Below are 19816 nucleotides of genomic sequence, written 5' to 3'. Positions count from 1 at the left end.
CACCCGCTGACCTGACCCGGGATCCTGGTACCTCAGTCGACCGGCCAGGTGTGTACCGGCTCGTTGGTGAACTGCAACTCGGCGTAGCGCTGCAACATGTGGTGCAGGGCAGCGCGCCGGTCCAGGCCCAGGTGCCGCTCGGCGGCCCACACCGTGGCGGTCTGCCACACCGCGCCGTTGCGTCCGGTGCGGCAGCGCTGCTCGATGATGCCGAGCAGGCGGTCGCGCTCGGCCGGGGCGACCCCGAAGCCGTCCAGACCGGCTGCGGCGAGCGGCAGCAGCACGTCGAGCACGAGGGTGGTCACCGGCACCTCACCGAGCCGTGGCCAGTGCAGGACGGCGTCCATGCCACGTCGGGCCGCCGCGTGGAAGTTCTCCTCGGCGGAGCTGAAGGTGAGTTGGCTCCAGACCGGCCGGTCGGCTTCGGCCAGGCCACGGACCAACCCGAAGTAGAAGGCGGCGTTGGCCAGCATGTCGACCACGGTGGGCCCGGCCGGGAGTACCCGGTTCTCGACCCGCAGGTGCGGACGGCCGTCCATGATGTCGTAGACCGGCCGGTTCCACCGGTACACGGTGCCGTTGTGCAGCCGCAACTCGGCCAGTTCGGGTACGCCGCCGGCGTGCAGGACCGCCACCGGGTCCTCGCTCTCGCAGATCGGCAGCAACGGCGGAAAGTAGCGGACGTTCTCCTCGAACAGGTCGAAGATCGAGGTGATCCAGCGTTCACCGAACCAGACCCGGGGGCGTACGCCCTGGGCTTTCAGCTCGTCCGGCCGGGTGTCGGTGGCCTGCTCGAACAGGGCGATCCGGGTCTCCGCCCAGAGTTGGCGGCCGTACAGGAAGGGCGAGTTCGCGCCCACCGCCACCTGCGCCGCGGCTATCGCCTGTGAGGCGTTCCAGTAGTCGGCGAAGCTGTCCGGCGCGACCTGCAGGTGGAACTGGAGGCTGGTGCAGGCCGCCTCCGGCGCGATCGAGTCGTTGTGGGTACGCAGCCGCTCGACGCCTCGGATGTCGAGCTCGATGTCCTCGCCTCGGGCTCCGACGATCTGATCGTTGAGCACCCGGTACCGCTCGTTGGTGGAGAGGTTGTCCGCGACCAGGTGGCGCTCGGTCAGCGTGGGCAGGATGCCGACCAGCACGATCCGGGTGTCCGACCCCGCCGCCCGGTCGTTGGCCCGGCTCAGGCTGGCATGCAGGTCGCGCTCGTAGTCGGCGAACCCGGCGCCGGAGATCAGGCGCGGGTTGGCGTTCAACTCCAGGTTGAACTGCCCCAGCTCGGTCTGGAACAGGGGATCGGCGATCGCGGCGAGGATCTCCTCGTTGCGCATCGCCGGCTCGGCGGCCGGGTCGACCAGGTTGAGTTCGATCTCGAGCCCGGTCATCGGCCGGTCGGCGTCGAAGCCGAAGTCGTCCAACATCAACGCGAACACGTCCAGGCAGCGGCGGACCTTCTGCCGGTACTGGATCCGATCCTCACGGGAGAAGGCGGCTCGATCGACATCCCTGCCCATGTGTTCCTCCCGGCGCGCGACGCCACGGAACGGTGCCGCTCCGCAGCGCATTGTGAACCATACTCGCTGGAAACGCCGAGCCCGGCCACCAGCGGAATCGATCCACCGCCGCAGTCGATCACGCCTTCGAGGTGGATCGACCTCGATGCGGCCGGGCCGGGCGTTCCCGCCGGAATTCCTACCCAGCCGGGACGGTGAGACTGCGCGCCAACCGGCGAACAAGTTGTGACAATTTGCACCAGCCAGGCGACCCGGTACGCGCAGGGCGACCGCCCGCCGGCAGACCTGCTCGCGTCCACGGCACGCAGGGCGGTGACAGCAGCCGACAGGCCCGCGCGGTGCGGGCGCGGGCCTGTCGGGGCGGTACGGGGTTCAGGCCTGGCGGATGGCCTCGCCCTCGATCTCAATCTTGATCTTCTTGCCGACCAGCACACCGCCGGACTCCAGGGCGACGTTCCAGGTCAGGCCGAACTCCTCACGGTCGATCTCGGCGCTCGCGGAGAAGCCGAAGATGTCCTGGCCGAAGGGGCTGCGGCCGACGCCCTCGAACTCGACCTTCAGCTCGACCGGACGAGTCACGTCCTTGATGGTCAACTCGCCGGCCAGGACGAACTCGTTGCCCTCGTGCGACTTCACGCCCGTGCTGCGGTACTCCAGCGTGGCGAACTTCTCGGCGTCGAGGAACTCCGGGCTGCGCAGGTGCGCATCGCGGTCGGCCTGGGCGGTGTTGATGCTGGCTGCCTGGATGGTGGCGGAGACCGAGGACTCCAGCGGCTCCTCGGCGATGGTGATGGTGGCGCTCGCGTCGGCGAACTCACCGCGCACCTTGCTTACCATCATGTGCCGGGCGACGAAGCCGACCCGCTTGTGCGCCGCATCCAGCAGGTAGGTGCCGGCCGCCGGGATGGTGAGGCCGTTCCACTCGCGGGTAACCGACTCGGTGCTGCTGGTCATGAGAGACTGCCTTCCGGGAGATTGTTTAGTAGCCCAACGGCTGCGTCAGCAACTATAGCCTCCGCAATATTCCTTGTGTCAAGTTACTGGTAGGATGGGCTGGTGAACCCGAACGTGTTCGACGACCCTCGGATCACGGCCGTGGGCCTGCTCTTCGAGGTACATGCCGGGCTGTCTGCCCGGTTCGCCAAACAGCTCGAAGAACACGGCCTGTCACCGGTCGAGTTCGAAGTGCTGACCCGGCTCTCCCGGTCCCCCGGCAACCAGCTGCGGATGACCGATCTCGCCGCCCAGACCTCGCTCTCCACCAGTGGCGTCACCCGAGTCGTGGATCGGATGGAACGCGACGGGTTGATCGCCCGACGCGCCTGCCCCTCCGACCGACGCAGCTCGTACGCGGTCGTGACGCCCGCCGGCCTACGCCGGCTCGACGAGAGCCTGCCCGGGCATCTCCAACTCATCGAGGACTGGTTCACCGGCCAACTCGATCCGCCGGCGCTGAACGCACTGCTCGACGGCCTTCGTCGGGTGCGGGACGCCGTCCATCCCTGCGCCACCGCCGGCAGCAACTCCGCCCCCGCCGAGGACGAGACCACGGGTCGGGGCGAGACTCCGACCGGGTGCGACGACCCGACCGAGAGCGGGCCGGCGTCCGAGCACGAGGCGACCGCCGCCAGGGTCGATCCCTGACGGGCGCCGCCCGTCATCGCCGGGCCCGGCCGTCGGCGCACGGACAGCCAGCCGAGCGTGTACGGGCGGCAAGCCGAGCGTGACGTCACCGGCAGAAAGACCGGCAGAACCAAGTGAACAATGGGCGATAGCCCGCCAAACCCGACAGATTCGTTGCCGGGCGCTGGCTAATCTCGCTGCAGCGGGGGTGCAGTGGGGGGCGCGGGCGATGAGCGAGGGGTGGCAACAGGGGGCTTCCTCGTCCGCGCAACCCCCGTCCCTGCCGCCGGTTGGCCGGGCGTCTCGCCCGGCCGGCCGTGCCTCACGGCTCCGTCCGTAGTGCGCCGGTTCCGGTTCACCGACAGGACGTAGAGCAACTCCTCCTCCTGTCGCAGCAGCCGGATTCCGCCGTTGCGGCAGGCCAGGTCCAGCCGGTCCAGGACGGTCGGGTCGGCGGTGCTGGCGGCCAGGCCCACCAGGGCCTCCACCACCGTTCGCCAATCCCGGCCGGTGCCGTCCGGCTCGGCCGCGGCGGCGAACCACTCCGCAGCGACCTCCCGGTCACCCCGGTGCAGCGCCAGATGACCCTCGATGAGCGCGCCGGCTCCGTCGAGCGGGCGCAGCTCGACGAGTACCCTGGTGGCCTCGGCCGCCCGGCCGTCCTGTGCCAGCGCCAGCCCCAGCGTGCCGAGCACCTGCCGCCGATGCCGCGGCGTGCCCAGGTCGGCGAGCGCCGTCAGCACCCGCCGCGCCTCGTCCACCGCGTCGGCGTACCGGCCTTCGAGGCGGAACACCTCCGCCACCGTGCCCCGCGCCAGCACCCGCAGTTGCTGCTCCGCGCACTGCCCGCCGAGGCGGTCCACAGCGGCCAACCGGCGCCGGGCGGCCGGCAGGTCAGCGAGTCTGATCTCGTGCCAGGCCAGGTGATGCTGCGCGACCGCCGTCTGCCGTACCAGGCCGTGCTCGCTCGCCAGGGCGAGCACCGCCTCCGCCTGCTCGCGCGCCGGCCCGGGTCGGTCCGTCGCGGCCAACAGGGCACCCAGCACGGTACGCGCCTCCAACTCGCCGGGAACGTCACCGAGCCGCCGGAACTCCGCCAGCGCCGTGCGGGCTGTCGGCACCTCGGCTGCGGCCGCGCCGTGTTCGGCGGCGAGCATGGCGACGCCGACCGAGGCCCACGCCCGCACCGCCGGATCGGCGTCGGCGGTACGCGGGTCGGCGAGCAGCCGCAGCAACCAGTGCCGACCCAGCACGTCCCGCCCGCGCAGCCGCCACCAGCGTGGCAGGCTCGCCGCCAGGCGCAGCGCGGTCAGTGGATCGTCGACCGCCGCGTACGCCAGCGCCGAGGTGATGTCGCCGGTGACCTCGTCCAGACGACGCGCGGCGGCGCTGGCACCAGCGCCGGTCAGGCCGGACGCGGTCCGCTCCACCATCCGGGTGACCACCCGGGCGTGCCGGCGGCGGATCACGGTCGACTCGCCGGTGCCCGACGCCTGCTCGACGGCGTAGTCCCGGACCGCGTCGACCAGCCGGAACCGGAACGAACCACCACCGCGTACGTTCAGCAGGCCCAGTTCGAGAAACCGGTTCAACAGTGCGACGGGGTCGACGGTGACGGCTGTGCCGGCGAGCATCTCCTCAGCCAGGTCGACCGACCACCGGTTGCCGAACGCGGCGAGCCGGCGCAGCGCCGCCCGCTCCTCGGCGGCGAGCAGACGGTAGCTGGTTGCCACCGCGTCACGCAGCGTCTCCGCCACCGCCGGCTGAGCGTCCTCGCCCCGCGCTCCCGCCTCCCAGCCGCTGCGAGTGGCGCCCGAGGTGTCCAGGTCCAGTACGCGGTCGCCGTACCGGTCGAGCAGTTCGGTGAGGTCGAGCAGTCGGCCGCGTGCCGCCATCAGCTCGATGGCCAGCGGCAGCCCGCCCAGCCGTCGGACCAGCGCCGCCAGCGCCGGCAACTCGTCATCCGACGGCGGTTCCCGCCGGACCTGGGCCAGCCGCGCGGTGAACAGCGCGACCGCCGGGTAACCGGCGAGCGTCGCGGGGTCGGTGTCGCCCGGCGGCGGTACCTCCAGCGGTGACACCGGGCGCACCCACTCACCGGGCAGCCCCACCGGGTGCCGGCCGGTGACGAGCACCCGCAGCGACGGCACCGCGTTGACGAGCCGCTGCAGCGTCCCGGCCACCGGGTCAGCCGCCCGTTCGGCGGCATCCACCAGCAGCAGGGCACGCCGGTCGCCGAGTCGGGCGGCCAGTTCGGTGACCCGGGCGGTACCGAAGACCGTCATCGAGGCGGCGAGCACGTCGGCGGCGTCCGAGCCGGCACCGATGAGCACCCCGGCGGCACCACCGGGGTGGGCGGGAGCGACAGCATGCACCGCCGCCAACGCCAGCGCCGTCTTACCGACACCGGCCAGCCCCACCAAACTCACCACCTGAGGGCCGCGCGGCTCGGTCAGGAGCGTGGCCAGCTCGGTGACGTCGCGCTCGCGGCCGATCAGTTCAGGCGGGGGCGGCAGCCGCGGTGGCGTGACGGCGTCGGGCTCTGGGGTCGCGGTGCCACCGCCACGGGCGGCGGCCAGGAACGCCCGGCGGGCCGCCCCGGTCAGTCCGAGCGCCTCGGCGAGCAACTCGACGGTGGTGCGCTGCGGCCGCGAGGAACGGCCGCGTTCCAGGTCGCGGACCGTACGTACGCCGACGCCGGCGCGGGCCGCCAGGTCGGCCTGGGTGGAGCCGGCTGCCAGGCGGTGGGCCCGCAACAGCTCCGGCAGGCCGGCGTGCGCGGGCGGACCGGAGGGACGATCATGACCCGACGTCATGGGCAGGGACATTACGGGCCAGGCCCGACATCGGACACGGGATCGTCGGCCACCCGACGACCCCGTGCCGAAACCTGACAGGACCGATCGGACTCGGGCGCTGGACGAACGGCCACTGACCTTTTCCGATCTCGTCCATATGGTCTGTCGTGGCCGCAGGTGAGGATCGGCCGCGAGCCCCACGGGTGCGGGTGTGCAGCACTTTCATTGATGAGTGATCGGGTCACGGTGAGAATGCAGACCATGTCGTACGACCGGGTGCCAGGCGCCCTCGGCGTCTGGCACGCCCGCTGGATGCTGGCCCGGCATCTCGTCGGCAACCAGGGCGGAGTGCCGGTCACACCCGAGACGAACCCGGAGCTGTACGCGCTCGTCAGGGAGACCGCACGGAGGCTGGGCACGCCGATGCCCAGCCGGGTGCTGTTCACCGCGGCGCCGACCGTCGACCTGTCGGTGACATACCGGCAGCGGCATCTGCTGATCGGGCTACCGCTGCTGGCCTGCCTCGCCGCCGGCGAGCTGCGGGCGCTGGTCGGTCATCGACTCGCGCTGCTCCGCTACCGCCACGCCGGCCTGGTCAACGGCCTACTCGACCTCTGGACCGATGCCGTCCAGGCGGAGTCGTACGAGCACGGGCGTGGTCTGCGACGAGCCACCGAGCTGCGGAACAGGCTCGCCGACTTCGCGGCCGAGGTGCAACGCGAGGCCGACGAGGCGGCCGTGCTCGCGGCCGGCGGCGTGGATCCCGCGGCCCGCGCGTTCGCACTGGCGAGCATCGTCTCCGACGAGTACGCCGAGTTTCTGGAGCACTCCGGGATTCCGGAACACCGTTGGTGGCGGCCCGTCGAGGTGGGAATCAGCGACATCGACGACGGCTGGTGTCACGCGCTGCGCCACGGCCTCGGCGAATCCGACTGGGACGCCGACGACGCTTTGGTGCTGGCCACCATCCACCCCCGGCTCTCCATCGCATTACGCGCCCTCGGCGACGCGCCGCTGCGAGCGACACCAGCCGCCGATCCGGTGCCGATCGCTCCGCTGTCGGAGAGGGAGCGTCGCCGCCTGGTCCGCCAGCTGATGGGGATCCCCTACCCGCGCCACATCCGCTGGTTCAGCTTTGCCGACTCACCGCGCAGCTGGTGGCGGCAGCGCGCGGTAAAGGACGCCGATTCCGTGCGCGACGATGTCACCTTGGTGCTGGGTCGGGACGCCGTCGATGACCTGGAGGTATTCGAGGTAATCCGCACCCGCCCCAGGGAGGTGCTGGCCGCGGCCATGGGCGTGCCGGTGAGCGAGTTGTCCGACGACCCCCGCGACTACCAGACCAAGGAACCGCCCGGCGCGCTGGTGTGGCTGGTGGAGGAGAACCTGCTGCGGCGCGGTTGGCGGTTGGCGCACCCGGCAGTCCGGGGCGTCCTGATCGACCCGGACGGCGAACGTGTCGACGCCCGCGCTGTGCTCGTCCAGGCCGATCAGGAGATGGCGGGCTCGGCGGTGCCGGCCGGGGCGGCAGAAACCCTGCGCTCCTGGCTGGCCCCGACCGCCACGAACGGCTGAGGCGGAGTACTCACATACCCAGGTCGCGAGCGATGATCATGCGCTGCACCTCGGAGGTGCCCTCGCCGATCTCCAGGATCTTGGAGTCCCGCCAGAAGCGGGCCACCGGGTACTCGTTCATGAAGCCGTAACCGCCGTGGATCTGGGTCGCCTCGCGGGCGTTGTCCACGGCGATCGTGCTGGCGTGCAGCTTGGCGATCGCCGCCTGCCGCTTGAACGGCTCGCCGGCCAGCATCCTGGCCGCGGCGTCGTAGTAGGCCAGCCGCGCCGTGTACGCCTTCAGCTCCATATCGGCGATCTTGAACTGGATCGCCTGGTAGTTGCCGATCGGCTGGCCGAAGGCGTGGCGCTCCTTCGCGTACTTGATCGACTCGTCGATGCAGCCCTGAGCGAGGCCCACGGCCAGGGCGGCGATGGCGATCCGACCCTCGTCGAGGATGCGCAGGAACTGGGCGAAGCCCCGACCGCGCTCGCCGAGCAGGTTCTCCGCCGGCACCCGGCAGTCGTCGAAGGTCAGCTCATGGGTGTCCGAGGCGGTCCAGCCGACCTTGGAGTAGCCCGGCGCGACGGTGAATCCGGGCGTACCGCTCGGCACGATGATGGTGGACAGCTCCTTGGCACCGTCCGGCCGGATGCCGGTCACCGCGGTGACGGTGACCAGGGTGGTGATGTCGGTGCCCGAGTTCGTGATGAACGCCTTCGAACCGTTGATCACCCACTCGCCCGCCGTCTCGTCCAGCACGGCCCGGGTCTCGGTGCCGGCCGCGTCCGAACCGAAGCCCGGCTCGGTGAGCCCGAACCCGGCCAGCGCCTCGCCGCTGAGCAGCTTCGGCAGCCACCGGGCCCGCTGCTCGTCGGTGCCGAACCGGTAGATCGGCATCGCCCCCAGGGAGACCGCCGCCTCCAGGGTGATCGCCACACTGGAGTCGACCCGGGCCAGCTCCTCCAGGGCCAGACAGAGGGCGAAGTAGTCACCGCCCATGCCGCCGTACTCCTCGGCGAAGGGCAGGCCGAACAGCCCCATCTTGCCCATCTGCCGGATGATCTCGTACGGGAAGGTGTGCTGCTCGTAGTGCTCGGCGATGACCGGCGCGACCACCTCGCGGGCGAAGTCCCGCACGCTGTCCCGCAGCGCCTCGTGCTCCTCGGTGAGCCGGAAGTCCATCGGGTTCCTCCTGGGTGGGCGGCCCGTCGGTCGCTCGTGACGCCGGGGCGGGATCGTGCTGGCTGTGGTGGTTCGGTGCTGGCGGGTGCCGGGTCGACGGCTCAGACGGGGGTGACGCCGTGCCGGCGACGGGAGAATTGCCGCTGTTTGCCGCGCGCGGCGGTGAACCGGCGGACCAGTTCGGTCCGCAGCTCGTGCGGCTCGACGATCGCGTCGATCACCAGTTCGCTGGCGAGCCGGACGATGTCGATGTCGCGTTCGTACTCCGCCCGCTTCGCCGCGACGAACTCGGCCCGCTGAGCCTCGTCCTCGATCGCGGCGATCTTGTTCGCGTACACCGCGTTGACCGCGGCCTCCGCGCCCATCACCGCGATCTTCGCGGTGGGCAGGGCAATGGTGGCGTCCGGCTCGAACCCCGGCCCGGCCATCGCGTAGAGCCCCGCACCGTACGCCTTACGGACCACCACGCAGATCTTGGGTACGGTCGCCTCGGAGATCGCGGTGATCATCTTCGCGCCGTGCCGGATGATGCCCTGCTTCTCCACCGCGCTGCCGACCATGAACCCGGGCACGTCGGACAGGAACAGCAGCGGCACGTTGAACGCGTCGCAGAGCTGCACGAACCGGGTCGCCTTGTCGGCCGAGTCGACGAAGAGCACGCCCCCCTTGAACATCGAGTTGTTGCCGACCACGCCGACGACCTCGCCGTTCAGCCGGCCGAAGCCGATGGTCAGCTCCTTGGCCCAGAGCGCCTGGATCTCGAAGAAGGAGCCCTCGTCGAGCAGACCCTTGACGTACCGCCGCATGTCGAACGCCTGCCGCTCGCTCGCCGGCACCAGCGCGGCGAGGTCCACGGTGGCCGGCGCGCTGGCGGCGGGCGCGGTCGGTGGCTGCTGGGTCCAGTTCGCCGGCAGGTACGACAGGTAGCGCTTCACCACGTCGAGCGCGTCGGCCTCGGTCTTGCAGAGGAAGTGCCCGACACCCGACTCGGTGCAGTGGACCTTCGCCCCGCCCATCGCCTCCAGGGTGGTCTTCTCGCCGGTGACCATCTCGACCATCCGGTCGGAGCCGAGGTACATGCTGGCGTTGCCGTCGACCATGGCCACCACGTCACAGAACGCGGGAATGTACGCGCCGCCGGCCGCGCTCGGCCCGAACAGCGCGCAGACCTGCGGAATCGAGCCGGAGGCACGCACCTGGTTCCAGAAGATCTTTCCGGCGCCGCGCCGCCCCGGGAACAGCTCGACCTGGTCGGTGATCCGGGCACCGGCCGAATCGACCAGGTAGACCATCGGCACTCCGGTGTCGTACGCCCGCTCGATGATCCGGATGATCTTTTCGACGGTGCGCGCGCCCCAGCTGCCGGCCTTGACGGTCGAGTCGTTGGCCATCAGGCAGACCTGACGGCCGTCGACGGTGGCGGTGCCGGTGACCACGCCGTCGGCGGGCAATCCCTCGGCGAGGGCGTTGGCGTAGAGCCCGTCCTCCACGAAGCTGCCCTCGTCGACCAGCAGCGCGACCCGCTCCCGGGCGAACAGCTTGCCCTTGGCCGCGTTCGCCGCGTGGTACTTGTCCGCACCGCCGGCCCGGGCGCGCTTGCGCAGCTGCTCCAGTGCCTCACCGTCGAACGTCACGCCGCCCCCTCACCACCTGAGCCGGCCGCCTGCTGGTGAACGGACCGGCCTGAACGATCGTTAGGCTAACGCATTGGCGAGCCCGTCCGCGAGCCCGTCGCCCGAAGCGCCGGTAGCGCGCGTAACTCCGCCCTTCGGTTCGGGCCATCGGAGGTGATAATTCGAATCGGGAACACGTGCGTGCCCATCGGCGGCGGGCGTGGCCCGATTGGAGGCGCAGACATGACCATTGCCGAGGACGACTCCGCCCCGCCCGCTGCGGCCGTTGCGGTGCGTACCGGAATTTCCGTCGTTCTCACGGTCGTCGCCGGCGTGACCCTGCCGCTGGTAGCCCTCGGGCTCGTGTGGTTCTCCTCGCAGGCGACCAGCCCTCGCTACTGGGACGCCGGCTTCGGTCGCTATATCCCCGACACCAGGGTGTGGTGGTGGTCCACCGCGGCCTCGTGCCTGCTCACTCTCGGGTTCCTCGTCCTGTCCTTCAGACGACGCAGGGCATCCGGACGGTGGTGGATCTGGCCGCTGTCGGCGACCGTCTTCATGATCATCGCGTGGGAGGCCGGTGATCGAATGGTGGTATGACGGCCAGCCTGACCACCGCCCGAGCCGGTCAGGTCGGCAGCGGCGTCCGGCGGGTACGGGGGCCCGCGCGAAGGACGCCGGAGGGCAGGCGCTTGCCGAGCAGTTCCTCGGCCAACTCGGCGACCTCGATCAGGGCGTCCAGGTCGATGCCGGTGTCGATGCCCATGTCGTGCAGCATGTGCACGGCCTCCTCGGTGGCCAGGTTGCCGCTGGCACCGGGCGCGTAGGGGCAGCCGCCGAGACCGCCGACGCTCGCGTCGAACTCGGTCACCCCCAACTCCAACGCGGTCAGCAGATTGGCCAGCGCGGTGCCCCGGGTGTTGTGGAAGTGCAGCAGCACCGGAATGTCCGCGTTGCGGTCGCGTACGGCGGTGAGCAGGTCACGGACCCGTCGGGGCGTACCCATGCCGGTGGTGTCGCCGAACGCGACGCGGTCGGCGCCGTCGCGGACCACCCGGTCCACGATGGCGGCGACCCGGCCCGGATCGATGTCACCCTCGTAGGGGCAGCCGAAGCTGGTCGCGATGATCACCTCGGCGCGGGCGCCGGCGCCGTGCAGCAGGTCGATCAGCTCGGCAATGCCGTCCAGCGACTCGTCGGTGGAGCGGTTGACGTTGCGCCGGTTGTGCGTGTCGCTGGCCGAGACGACCACCTCGATCTCGGTGAAGCCGGCCGCGAGGGCGCGCTGCGCGCCACGCGTGTTCGGCACCAGCGCCGAGTAACGCACCCCGTCGACCCGCTCCGCCCGCTGCCACACCTCGTCGGCGTCCGCCATCTGCGCAATGGCCTTGGGGTGCACGAACGACACGGCCTCGATCCGCCGCACGCCGGTGCGCGAGAGCGCGTCGAGCAGCCGCACCTTGGCATCCGTCGGGATCGGCTCCTCGTTCTGCAGCCCGTCGCGCGGCCCGACCTCTCGGATGGACACGTACTCCGGCATCTCCGCCATGCGGCCACCTCGCTGTGACACGTCCCTGTCGCTGACACCCCCAGCATGTCACGCCCACCCCCACCAGCGTTGATCAAGAGGTTTGCGTCGGGAACCGGGGCGGCCGCCGACGCAAACCTCTTGATCAACCGGGCGCGCGGGGTTCAGCGCATGCGGGAGACGATGGCGGTGTCGTAGTCGCCGGAGGTGAACTCCTCGTTCTCCAGCAACTCGGCGAAGAAGGGCAGGTTGTTCTTGGGGCCGGTCAGCTCGAAACGGGCCACCGCCGACCTGGCGCGGGTGATGGCCTCGGCGCGGGTCGGGGCGCTGACGATGAGTTTGGCCATCAGGCTGTCGTAGAACGGGGTGACGGTATTCCCCTCGACGTAGCCGGAGTCGACGCGTACGCCCTCGCCGGTCGGCTCGACCCAGGTCCTGATCGCGCCTGGGCCGGGCAGGAACCGCTTCGGGTCCTCGGCGTTGATCCGCAGCTCGATGGCGTGACCGCGCGGGGTCAGCGCGTCCGGGTCGAAGCCAGGGGCCAGGCCGGCGGCGACCCGGAGCTGCTCCTCGACCAGGTCGAGGCCGTAGACCAGCTCGGTCACCGGATGCTCCACCTGGAGCCGGGTGTTCATCTCCAGGAAGAAGAACTCCTCGGTGCCGGAGCCGCCCCGCTCGCCCGGTACCAGCAGACACTCGACCGTACCCGCGTTGCGGTAGTGCACCGCCTCGCCGGCGCGTACCGCGGCGGCCAGCAGGCGCGACCGCAGTTCCGGCGAGACGGCCGGCGAGGGTGACTCCTCCACCAACTTCTGGTTGCGCCGCTGCACCGAGCACTCCCGCTCGCCGAGGGCCACCACCCGGCCGTCGGCCAGGCCGAGGATCTGCACCTCGACGTGCCGCACCCGGGGAAAGTACCGCTCGATCAGCACCGAACCGTCACCGAACATCCGCTCGGCGAACGCACGCACCTTGTCGTACTCGGTGCGCAGCGCAGCCTCGTCGGTGGCCACGCCCATGCCCATGCCGCCGCCACCAGCGGCAGCCTTCACCATCACCGGGTAGCCGATCTCGGCCGCCGCGACGACCGCCGCCGCCAGGTCCGCCGCCGGCTCGGTGGTCCCGGCCGCCACCGGCACGCCGGCCGCAGCCATCAGGTTCCGCGCGTTGATCTTGTCACCCATGGCGGTGATCGCGTCCGCGCCGGGTCCGACCCAGATCAGGCCGCTGGCCTCGACGGTACGGGCGAAGTCGGCGTTCTCCGAGAGGAAGCCGTAGCCGGGGTGGATCGCCTGCGCGCCGGTCGACTTGGCGGCGGCGAGGATCGCCTCGGTGTTGCGGTAGCTCTGCGCCGGGTTGGCCGGGCCGATACAGACGGCCTCGTCGGCCTCGGCCACGAACGGCAGATCCGCGTCGGCTTCCGAGTGCACCGCGATCGCACGTACGCCCAGCCGCTTGGCGGTACGAATGATGCGGCGGGCGATCTCGCCCCGGTTGGCGACCAGCAGCGACTCGATCATGGTTCCTCCGAGCGTCCAGATGGTGGGATCGCGTGCTAGCGAACCACGCCACCCAGGATGCAAGGAAGGGCCCCCTGTTAACGCCTCGCGTATAGCAGGGGCCCCCTATTAACGGGCAGCGCGGATACGTGGGCGGTAACAGGCAGCGCGGAACGCGGGGAGCGTCAGGCGGGCTCGGTGGGGGCGAGCAGCGCGGCCAGGGTGGCGGCCCGCAGCAGTTCGGCCCGACGTCGACGATCGACCTCACCGCCGAGGAACGGAGTGGAGTTCATCAGGCCGAACGCGGCGTGCGCCAGCACCCGCGCCTCCCCGTCGGGCAGCCCGGGGTGCAGGGCGGTCAACACGGTGACCCACTCCTCGACGTACATCCGCTGGAGCCGGCGGATGCGCCGCCGGGGCTCCTCCGGGAGCCGGTCCAGCTCGTGCAGGTGCAGCGCGATGACGGCCGGGTTCGCCAGCGCGAACTCGACGTGGAAGTCGATCAGCGACTCCAGCACGGCACGCGGGTCGCCGGGGTGCGCGACGGACCGCTGCCGACCGCCCTCCAGCAGCCCCTCACTGACCGGCACCAGGGCCGCGACCAGCATCGCTTCCTTGCCGGCGAAGTGGTGGTAGAGCGCCGGGCCGGTCACCCCGGCAGCCGCGCCGATGTCGTCCATCGACACGCCGTGGTAGCCGCGGGAGGCGAACAGCCCCACCGCGATCTCCAGGATCTCGTCCTTGCGGGATCGGCGCCGTCCCGCCCCCGTGGCCCCGCTGTTCGCGCCTCGGGCCTGCTGCTCCAGCGTCACCGGGCAAGCCTAGACCCGACCGACCACAGCGTGCCGCCCTGGTTACCCGCCAGTCCGATTGCCGGGAACACCGCCTCCGGAGGCGGCCGGCCCGCGCTCCGCCGGCCTCCCCCGCAGGGCGGTCAGCCGAACCGACGCCAACCGTCCGTCAGCCGCCGGACCGCCGCTGGTCGAGGCCGGACCGCCGCTGGTTGAGGCCGGACAGCCGCAGTGCGATCCGCTGCCGGACCGGTGGCAGCACCGAGACCAGGCGCAGCAGCGCGTCCCGGGCCGGGCGCACCGAGGGTGGCGCGGTGGCGAGCCGGGTCAGCCGGTCGGCGAAGCCGGCCACCTCGTGGGCGAGCGGGCGGCGGCGGGCAGCGTACTCGTCGAGCCGGGTCTCGGGGGAGCCGGCCAGCACGTCGGCCAGGGTCTGCCCGAGGTCGACGGCGTCGCAGATGCCGAGGTTCATGCCCTGACCTCCGGCGGGGCTGTGCACGTGTCCGGCGTCGCCGGCCAGCAGCACCGGCCCGGCGCGGAACGTGCCGGCGACCCGGCGGTGCAGCCGGAACCGCGAGGACCAGAGCACCTCCCGCACCTGGTCCGGCCGCTGCCGGAGACCTCGCTCGTCGAGCAGCCGTTGCAGGTACGCCGCGTTCGGCTCGGCGGGTGGGTCGGTGACCGTGGCGACCAGGCGGACCCGCCCGTCGGGCAGGGGTGCCCAGACCAGCGGGCCACCCCGGGCGAGAAAGATCGACGCTCCGTCGCGGGGCAGGGCGCTGTCGACGCGTACGTCGGCCAGGACGAAGGACTCCTCGGAGCCCGCCGGGCCGGTGAACGGGATGCCGGCCAGCTCACGGACGGTGCTGTTGATGCCGTCGGCGCCGACGACCCACCGGGCGCGGACGGTGGTGCCGCCGAAGTCCGCCACCGTGCCGTCGCCGCCGTGGTGCAGCCCGGTCAGCCGGTACGGGCGCAGCACCCGCACCCCCGCCTCGGCCAGTCGCTCGGTGAGCACCTCTTCGGTCACCGACTGGGAGACCATCAACGCGTACCGGTGGCGGGTGGGCAGCCGGTCGAAGGGCACGGTGACCAGCGTCCGGTCCCGGTCGCGGACGGCGAACCGCGCCGAGCGCAGCCCGCGCGCCACCAGCGGCGCGCCGGCTCCGACCTGGTCGAGCACCTCCAGCGTGTACGCGTGCACGACCGCCGCCCGCGAGGTCACCGCCGGTGTTTCCCGCTGGTCGACCAGGGTCACCTCGACACCTCGACGGGCCAGGGTGAGCGCGGCGGTCAGCCCGGTCGGGCCGGCGCCGACTACCAGGACATCCGTTCGTTCGGGCAGCATGACGACCTCCCTGCGAGGGTTGCCAACGCTTGTTGGCCAACGCTTGTTGGCAACGTTAGGTCACCCCGCGCTGGCAAGTCAACACTCGTTGGCATACGGTCGGTCACATGACGGAAGGCGTACCCCAGCAGGAGCGGGAAGCGGCGGTGGAGCCGGCAGCCGGCGGCGGACGCGGGCGCAGCTCGGAGGCGACCCGGGCGGCCATCCTGCGGGCCGCCCGGGTCCGCTTCGCCGCCGACGGCTACGACCGGGCGACGATCCGGGCCATCGCCGCTGACGCGCGGATCGACCCGTCGATGGTGATGCGCTACTACGGCAGCAAGGAGGGGCTGTTCGCGGCGGCAGCCGAATTCGACCTGCGGCTGCCCGACCTGAGCGACGTGCCGACCGACCGCCTCGGCGAGGCGCTGGTCAGCTACTTCTTCACCCGGTGGGAGGGAGACGCCACGCTGCCGGCCCTGCTGCGCACGGCGAGCACCAACCCGAGCGGAGCTGAGCGGGTACGCGCGATCTTCGCCACCCAGCTCGGCACGGCCGTGGCCCGGATGATCGCCGACCCCACCGAGGCTCCCCGCCGGGCCGGCCTGGTCGCCAGCCAACTGCTCGGTGTGGCCCTGACCCGCTACGTGCTGCGGCTCCCTCCGATGGTGGACATCTCCCCGGCCGAGCTGATCGCCTGGCTGAGCCCCACCATCCAGCGCTACCTGCGCGCCCCAATCCCCGGGTGAACCCGATCCATCAACTCGGGTCGGGGCCCTGCACGACGGGCGCGCGGACCAGGTTGCCCCACTCGGTCCAGGACCCGTCGTAGTTGCGCACCTGCGGGTACCCCAGCAGGTGCCGCAGCACGAACCAGGTGTGGCTGGACCGCTCGCCGATCCGGCAGTACGCGATCACGTCGTCGTCCGCACTCAACCCGAGCTGGTCGGCGTAGATGGTGCGCAGCTCCTCGGCCGACTTGAACGTGCCGTCGTCGTTGGCGGCGGATTTCCACGGCTTGTTGACCGCGCCGGGAATGTGCCCACCGCGCAGCGCGCCCTCCTGCGGATAGTCCGGCATGTGCAGCATCTCGCCGGTGTACTCGCCCGGCGAACGCACGTCCACCAGCGGTCGGCCGGCGGCGATGTGCGCCGAAACCTCCTCGCGGAACGCCCGCACCGGCGCGTCGTCGCGCTGCGGCACCGGGTACTGGGCCCGAGGCCGGGCCGGCTTGTCGCGGGTCAACTCCCGCCCCTCGGCGATCCACTTCTGCCGGCCGCCGTCGAGCAGCCGCACGTCGCGGTGGCCGAAGAGAGTGAAGACCCAGAGGGCGTACGCGGCCCACCAGTTGAAGTTGTCGCCGTAGAAGACGATCGTGTCGTCGCGGCCGATGCCCTTGGCGGCACAGAGTTCGGCGAACCGTTCGGCGTCCAGGTAGTCCCGGGTCACCTGGTCGTTCAGCTCCAGATGCCAGTCGACCTTGACGGCACCGGGGATGTGGCCGCTGTCGTAGAGCAACACGTCCTCGTCGGACTCGACGACCACCAGCCCACTGTCGCCCAGGTGTTCAGCCAGCCAGTCGGTGGTGACCAGCCGCTGCGGGTCCGCGTACGACTGGAGTCGGGGATCGGGATCGTTTGGCACAGACATGATGCCCAAGGTACGCGCGATCCCCGGCCATCCATTGAGAATCGGGTGCAGCGGAAGCGGCACGTGACGCGTGACAGTGGCGAGACCCACCGACACCGAGGACTGCCATGACCGCACGGCCGCCAGGGGCCGCCCCACCGCCGGTGGACTTCGGCGAGTTCTACCAGGCGCACTTCCACCGCGTGGCGGTGCAGCTCTACGCGTACCTCGGTGACCACGCCGAGGCGCAGGACCTCACCCAGGAGGCGTTCTGCCGGACGCTGGAGCGCTGGGATCGGATCAGCGGATACGACGACCCGTCCGCCTTCGTCCGCCGGGTGGCCTGGAACCTGGCCACCAGTCGGCTGCGTCGGGTCCGCACCGCAGTCCGCCACCTCGCCCGGCAGCGGGAGGAGCACATGCCCGGCCCGAGCCCCGACCGCGTCGTGCTGCTGGCGGCACTCGCCACTCTGCCGACCGCCCAGCGCCAGGCCATCGTCCTGCACCACCTGGCCCAGCTCACCGTCGCGGAGATCGCCGACCAGCTCGGCGCACCGGAGGGGACCGTGAAGTCCTGGCTGTCGCGAGGTCGGGCGGCTCTGGCCCGTCACCTCACCGAGCGGCAGGAGGCCGGCCGTGCGTGAGATCAACCTGGACAAGCTGTTCGCCGAGTTCGAGGCGACCGCCGCGCCCACCTTCCGCCCACCCGGGGTGGCGGCGGCCCGACGCCGGGTGCACGATCGACGGCGTCGTCGCCGTGGCCTGCTCGCCGGCCTGGTCGCGCTGATACTGGCCGGCCCGGGAGCGTATGCCGTCGCCGACCGGGAGCGGGATGGTGATCCGCCCACTCCCACCCCGTCCCCCACACCTGACGGACGGCCGATCGAGCGGAAGGTGAACCCGGTGGGGGTCGCCGGAAGGCTGGACACGCTGCGGTTCGTCGACGCCCGGCACGGATGGGCGCTCTTCGACACCTGCGCTCCGACCGACGACCTCGGCCGGACCGACTGCCGGCGTGACCTCGCCCGTACCGCCGACGGGGGCGAGACCTGGCAGCGCACGCCGCTGCCGGACGCGGTGAACCGCCCGCTGCTGAGCGGACCGGTTCACCTGCTGCCGGTCGACGGCCGGACACTGACCGTGCGCGCAGGCGAGGGATACCTGGTCACCACCGACGGTGGCGCCTCCTTCACCGAGCACCCGCTGGGGTCTCCGCCGGAGGCCACCCGGCTCGGCGTGGCCAGCCGCAGCGGCTACCTGCTGCGGTGCCCGGACGGCAACGGCGTGTACGACCTCCCGTGCTCCCGCTACCGGCTTGCCCGGGTCGGCGCGGCGGCCACCCTGACCCAACCCCCACTGATCATGAACGGGGACGCCGCCCGGCAACTCGTCGAGGGCGGCGACGGCCGGCTCTGGGTGACCGTCCAGGAAGGCGACCGGTTGAGCGTGGTGGTCAGCAGCGACTCGGCATCCACCTGGCAGAAGCTGCCGGTCGTGCGGGGCGCCGCGCGCCTGCTGGTCTCCCCGGACGGCCAACACCTCTGGCTGGTCGGCATGGGCGACACGGAGTACAGCGTGTCGACGACGAAGCGCGTCTGGCAGTTGGTCGACGACTCGTGGCGGGAGCGGGTCGAGCTACCGCCCGACACGAACTCGGTGGCCGCGATCAACGGTGGCCTGCTGGCGGTGACCAGCGCATACGGCAACATCGGCTACTGGACGGGCGAGCGTTACATCGACGCACCCGAGCCCCGCAAGCGGTTCGGTAACGGCGAGGACTCACCCTCGGTGCAGATACTCCCCGACGACACCATCGTCATCACCACCCCGACCACCACCATCCTCGGCCCCGGCACCGCCCAGAACCGCACCTGGACCCGCCTCCTCCACTGACCGCCCCTTGGCTCACATTGATCAAGAAGTTCTGGTCGGGTTCGCCGGGCGAACCTGACCAGAACTTCTTGATCAACGCGGTGGGGAGGGTGGGAGCGGGGTGAGGGTGGGGCGCTTGGCGGTGCGGGTGTCGCCGGATGAGCGGCCGGTGAGGCGGCGCTTGATCCAGGGGGCCAGGTGTTGGCCGGCCCAGCGCAGGTCGGCCGTGCGCGCCGACAGCCACGCGGTGGGCTCCGGGTTCGGCGGCACCAGCAGCCACTCCTCGTCGCAGCCGACGCCGAGCGCGCTGAGCACCTGGCCGGCGACGCGGCGGTGCCCGGCCGGCGAGAGATGCAGCCGGTCGGTGCTCCACAGCATCGGGTTGAGGTACGTGTCGTCGGCGTACAGGTCGACCATGATCGCGCCGTGCCGCTCGGCGGTCTCTCCGACGGCGCGGTTGAGCAGGGCGACCCGGGGAGCGATCAGCCGCTGACCGGGCAGCCGTGCCATCAGGTCGGCGAACCGGAACAGCACCACGTCGGCGCCGCACCCGCGCAGCCGGCCGATCACCTTGTCATAGCGGCTGACCAGGGCCTCCGGGTCGAAGCTGCGGCGCAGCACGTCGTTACCGCCCGCCGCGAAACTGATCAGGTCGGGCTTCATCGCCAGCGCGGCCGGCACCTGCTCGGCCAGCACGCTCGGAAAGGTCCGGCCCCGGATGGCCAGGTTGGCGTACGCGAAGTCGGGGCCCACCTCGGCGGCCAGCCTGGTGGCGACCAGATCCGCCCAGCCCCGGAAACTGCCGTCCGGATAGGCGTCGTCCAGGCCCTCAGTGAAGCTGTCCCCGACCGCGACGAAACTGCGCCAGCGCACTGCGACTCCTTC

Annotated in this window: 15 protein-coding genes and 2 pseudogenes; 6 read left to right on the top strand and 11 right to left on the bottom strand. The window is 71.4% G+C overall.

The window, feature by feature from the left end:
• Nucleotides 1-32 precede the first annotated feature (32 nt).
• Nucleotides 33-1511: a glutamate-cysteine ligase family protein gene (locus tag BMY89_RS19230; protein WP_092381392.1), complete on the bottom strand. Its 1479-nt coding sequence runs from the start codon at nt 1509-1511 to the stop codon at nt 33-35.
• 372 nt (nt 1512-1883) lie between these two features.
• A complete protein-coding gene (locus BMY89_RS19225) occupies nt 1884-2465 on the bottom strand; it encodes a YceI family protein (RefSeq protein WP_092381391.1) in 582 nt (193 codons plus the stop codon).
• A 102-nt stretch (nt 2466-2567) separates the two neighbouring features.
• Between BMY89_RS19225 and BMY89_RS19220 the strand changes: the two are divergent.
• Nucleotides 2568-3032: pseudogene (locus tag BMY89_RS19220) on the top strand (MarR family winged helix-turn-helix transcriptional regulator); the annotation flags it as partial.
• A gap of 473 nt (nt 3033-3505) precedes the next feature.
• On the opposite strand, the pseudogene BMY89_RS19215 reads toward BMY89_RS19220, so the two are convergent.
• Nucleotides 3506-5950 (bottom strand): annotated as a pseudogene (locus BMY89_RS19215) (ATP-binding protein); the annotation flags it as partial.
• A gap of 243 nt (nt 5951-6193) precedes the next feature.
• Here BMY89_RS19215 and BMY89_RS19210 point away from each other — a divergent pair.
• Entirely contained in the window at nt 6194-7507 is a 1314-nt protein-coding gene (locus tag BMY89_RS19210; RefSeq protein WP_139217973.1) for a hypothetical protein, read from the top strand.
• A gap of 10 nt (nt 7508-7517) precedes the next feature.
• On the opposite strand, the gene BMY89_RS19205 is transcribed toward BMY89_RS19210, so the two are convergent.
• Both BMY89_RS19205 and BMY89_RS19200 read right to left on the bottom strand, forming a co-directional pair.
• Nucleotides 7518-8672 (bottom strand): acyl-CoA dehydrogenase family protein, encoded by a 1155-nt coding sequence (locus BMY89_RS19205; RefSeq protein ID WP_092381388.1) that lies wholly within the window; start codon nt 8670-8672, stop codon nt 7518-7520.
• Nucleotides 8673-8773: 101 nt separating this feature from the next.
• Entirely contained in the window at nt 8774-10306 is a 1533-nt protein-coding gene (locus tag BMY89_RS19200) for an acyl-CoA carboxylase subunit beta (RefSeq protein ID WP_092381387.1), read from the bottom strand.
• Between the two features lie 222 nt (nt 10307-10528).
• On the opposite strand from BMY89_RS19200, the gene BMY89_RS19195 reads away from it, so the two are divergent.
• A complete protein-coding gene (locus BMY89_RS19195; protein WP_092381386.1) occupies nt 10529-10885 on the top strand; it encodes a hypothetical protein in 357 nt (118 codons plus the stop codon).
• 28 nt (nt 10886-10913) lie between these two features.
• Here the strand turns inward: BMY89_RS19195 and BMY89_RS19190 are convergent, their stop codons facing one another.
• The 4 genes from BMY89_RS19190 to BMY89_RS19175 all read right to left on the bottom strand — a co-directional run bounded on the left by BMY89_RS19190 (nt 10914) and on the right by BMY89_RS19175 (nt 15451).
• Nucleotides 10914-11834: a hydroxymethylglutaryl-CoA lyase gene (locus tag BMY89_RS19190; protein WP_092381385.1), complete on the bottom strand. Its 921-nt coding sequence runs from the start codon at nt 11832-11834 to the stop codon at nt 10914-10916.
• A gap of 143 nt (nt 11835-11977) precedes the next feature.
• Entirely contained in the window at nt 11978-13333 is a 1356-nt protein-coding gene (locus tag BMY89_RS19185) for an acetyl-CoA carboxylase biotin carboxylase subunit (RefSeq protein ID WP_092381384.1), read from the bottom strand.
• Between the two features lie 164 nt (nt 13334-13497).
• Entirely contained in the window at nt 13498-14124 is a 627-nt protein-coding gene (locus tag BMY89_RS19180; RefSeq protein ID WP_092381383.1) for a TetR/AcrR family transcriptional regulator, read from the bottom strand.
• Nucleotides 14125-14272: 148 nt separating this feature from the next.
• On the bottom strand, nt 14273-15451 hold the full coding sequence (locus BMY89_RS19175; protein WP_092381382.1) for an FAD-dependent oxidoreductase: 1179 nt from the start codon (nt 15449-15451) through the stop codon (nt 14273-14275).
• 107 nt (nt 15452-15558) lie between these two features.
• Between BMY89_RS19175 and BMY89_RS19170 the strand changes: the two genes are divergently transcribed.
• On the top strand, nt 15559-16179 hold the full coding sequence (locus BMY89_RS19170; RefSeq protein WP_092381381.1) for a TetR/AcrR family transcriptional regulator: 621 nt from the start codon (nt 15559-15561) through the stop codon (nt 16177-16179).
• Nucleotides 16180-16189: 10 nt separating this feature from the next.
• Here BMY89_RS19170 and BMY89_RS19165 read toward each other — a convergent pair whose 3' ends face one another.
• A complete protein-coding gene (locus BMY89_RS19165) occupies nt 16190-17080 on the bottom strand; it encodes a sulfurtransferase (RefSeq protein ID WP_092381544.1) in 891 nt (296 codons plus the stop codon).
• Nucleotides 17081-17187: 107 nt separating this feature from the next.
• On the opposite strand from BMY89_RS19165, the gene BMY89_RS19160 reads away from it, so the two are divergent.
• The gene (locus BMY89_RS19160) at nt 17188-17703 is read left to right on the top strand and encodes a SigE family RNA polymerase sigma factor (RefSeq protein WP_092381380.1); all 516 of its coding nucleotides are present in this window, start codon (nt 17188-17190) and stop codon (nt 17701-17703) included.
• Entirely contained in the window at nt 17696-18952 is a 1257-nt protein-coding gene (locus BMY89_RS19155; protein ID WP_092381379.1) for a WD40/YVTN/BNR-like repeat-containing protein, read from the top strand. The genes BMY89_RS19160 and BMY89_RS19155 overlap by 8 nt, the downstream gene beginning before the upstream one ends.
• A 72-nt stretch (nt 18953-19024) precedes the next feature.
• Here BMY89_RS19155 and BMY89_RS19150 read toward each other — a convergent pair whose 3' ends face one another.
• Nucleotides 19025-19804 (bottom strand): SGNH/GDSL hydrolase family protein, encoded by a 780-nt coding sequence (locus tag BMY89_RS19150; protein WP_092381378.1) that lies wholly within the window; start codon nt 19802-19804, stop codon nt 19025-19027.
• Between the last annotated feature and the right edge of the window lie 12 nt (nt 19805-19816).

The sequence above is a fragment of the Micromonospora phaseoli genome (genome assembly GCF_900109115.1).
Taxonomy (GTDB): Bacteria; Actinomycetota; Actinomycetes; order Mycobacteriales; family Micromonosporaceae; genus Micromonospora; species Micromonospora phaseoli.
Note: the sequence above shows the minus strand (reverse complement) of the source record. Positions and strands in the feature narration are given on the sequence as shown.

Coding starts and splice junctions, on each gene's coding strand:
- BMY89_RS19230 (WP_092381392.1), bottom strand. CDS start 1,511: ATGGGCAGGGATGTCGATCGAGCCGCCTTCTCCCGTGAGGATCGGATC.
- BMY89_RS19225 (WP_092381391.1), bottom strand. CDS start 2,465: ATGACCAGCAGCACCGAGTCGGTTACCCGCGAGTGGAACGGCCTCACC.
- BMY89_RS19210 (WP_139217973.1), top strand. CDS start 6,194: ATGTCGTACGACCGGGTGCCAGGCGCCCTCGGCGTCTGGCACGCCCGC.
- BMY89_RS19205 (WP_092381388.1), bottom strand. CDS start 8,672: ATGGACTTCCGGCTCACCGAGGAGCACGAGGCGCTGCGGGACAGCGTG.
- BMY89_RS19195 (WP_092381386.1), top strand. CDS start 10,529: ATGACCATTGCCGAGGACGACTCCGCCCCGCCCGCTGCGGCCGTTGCG.
- BMY89_RS19190 (WP_092381385.1), bottom strand. CDS start 11,834: ATGGCGGAGATGCCGGAGTACGTGTCCATCCGAGAGGTCGGGCCGCGC.
- BMY89_RS19185 (WP_092381384.1), bottom strand. CDS start 13,333: ATGATCGAGTCGCTGCTGGTCGCCAACCGGGGCGAGATCGCCCGCCGC.
- BMY89_RS19175 (WP_092381382.1), bottom strand. CDS start 15,451: ATGCTGCCCGAACGAACGGATGTCCTGGTAGTCGGCGCCGGCCCGACC.
- BMY89_RS19170 (WP_092381381.1), top strand. CDS start 15,559: ATGACGGAAGGCGTACCCCAGCAGGAGCGGGAAGCGGCGGTGGAGCCG.
- BMY89_RS19165 (WP_092381544.1), bottom strand. CDS start 17,080: ATGTCTGTGCCAAACGATCCCGATCCCCGACTCCAGTCGTACGCGGAC.
- BMY89_RS19160 (WP_092381380.1), top strand. CDS start 17,188: ATGACCGCACGGCCGCCAGGGGCCGCCCCACCGCCGGTGGACTTCGGC.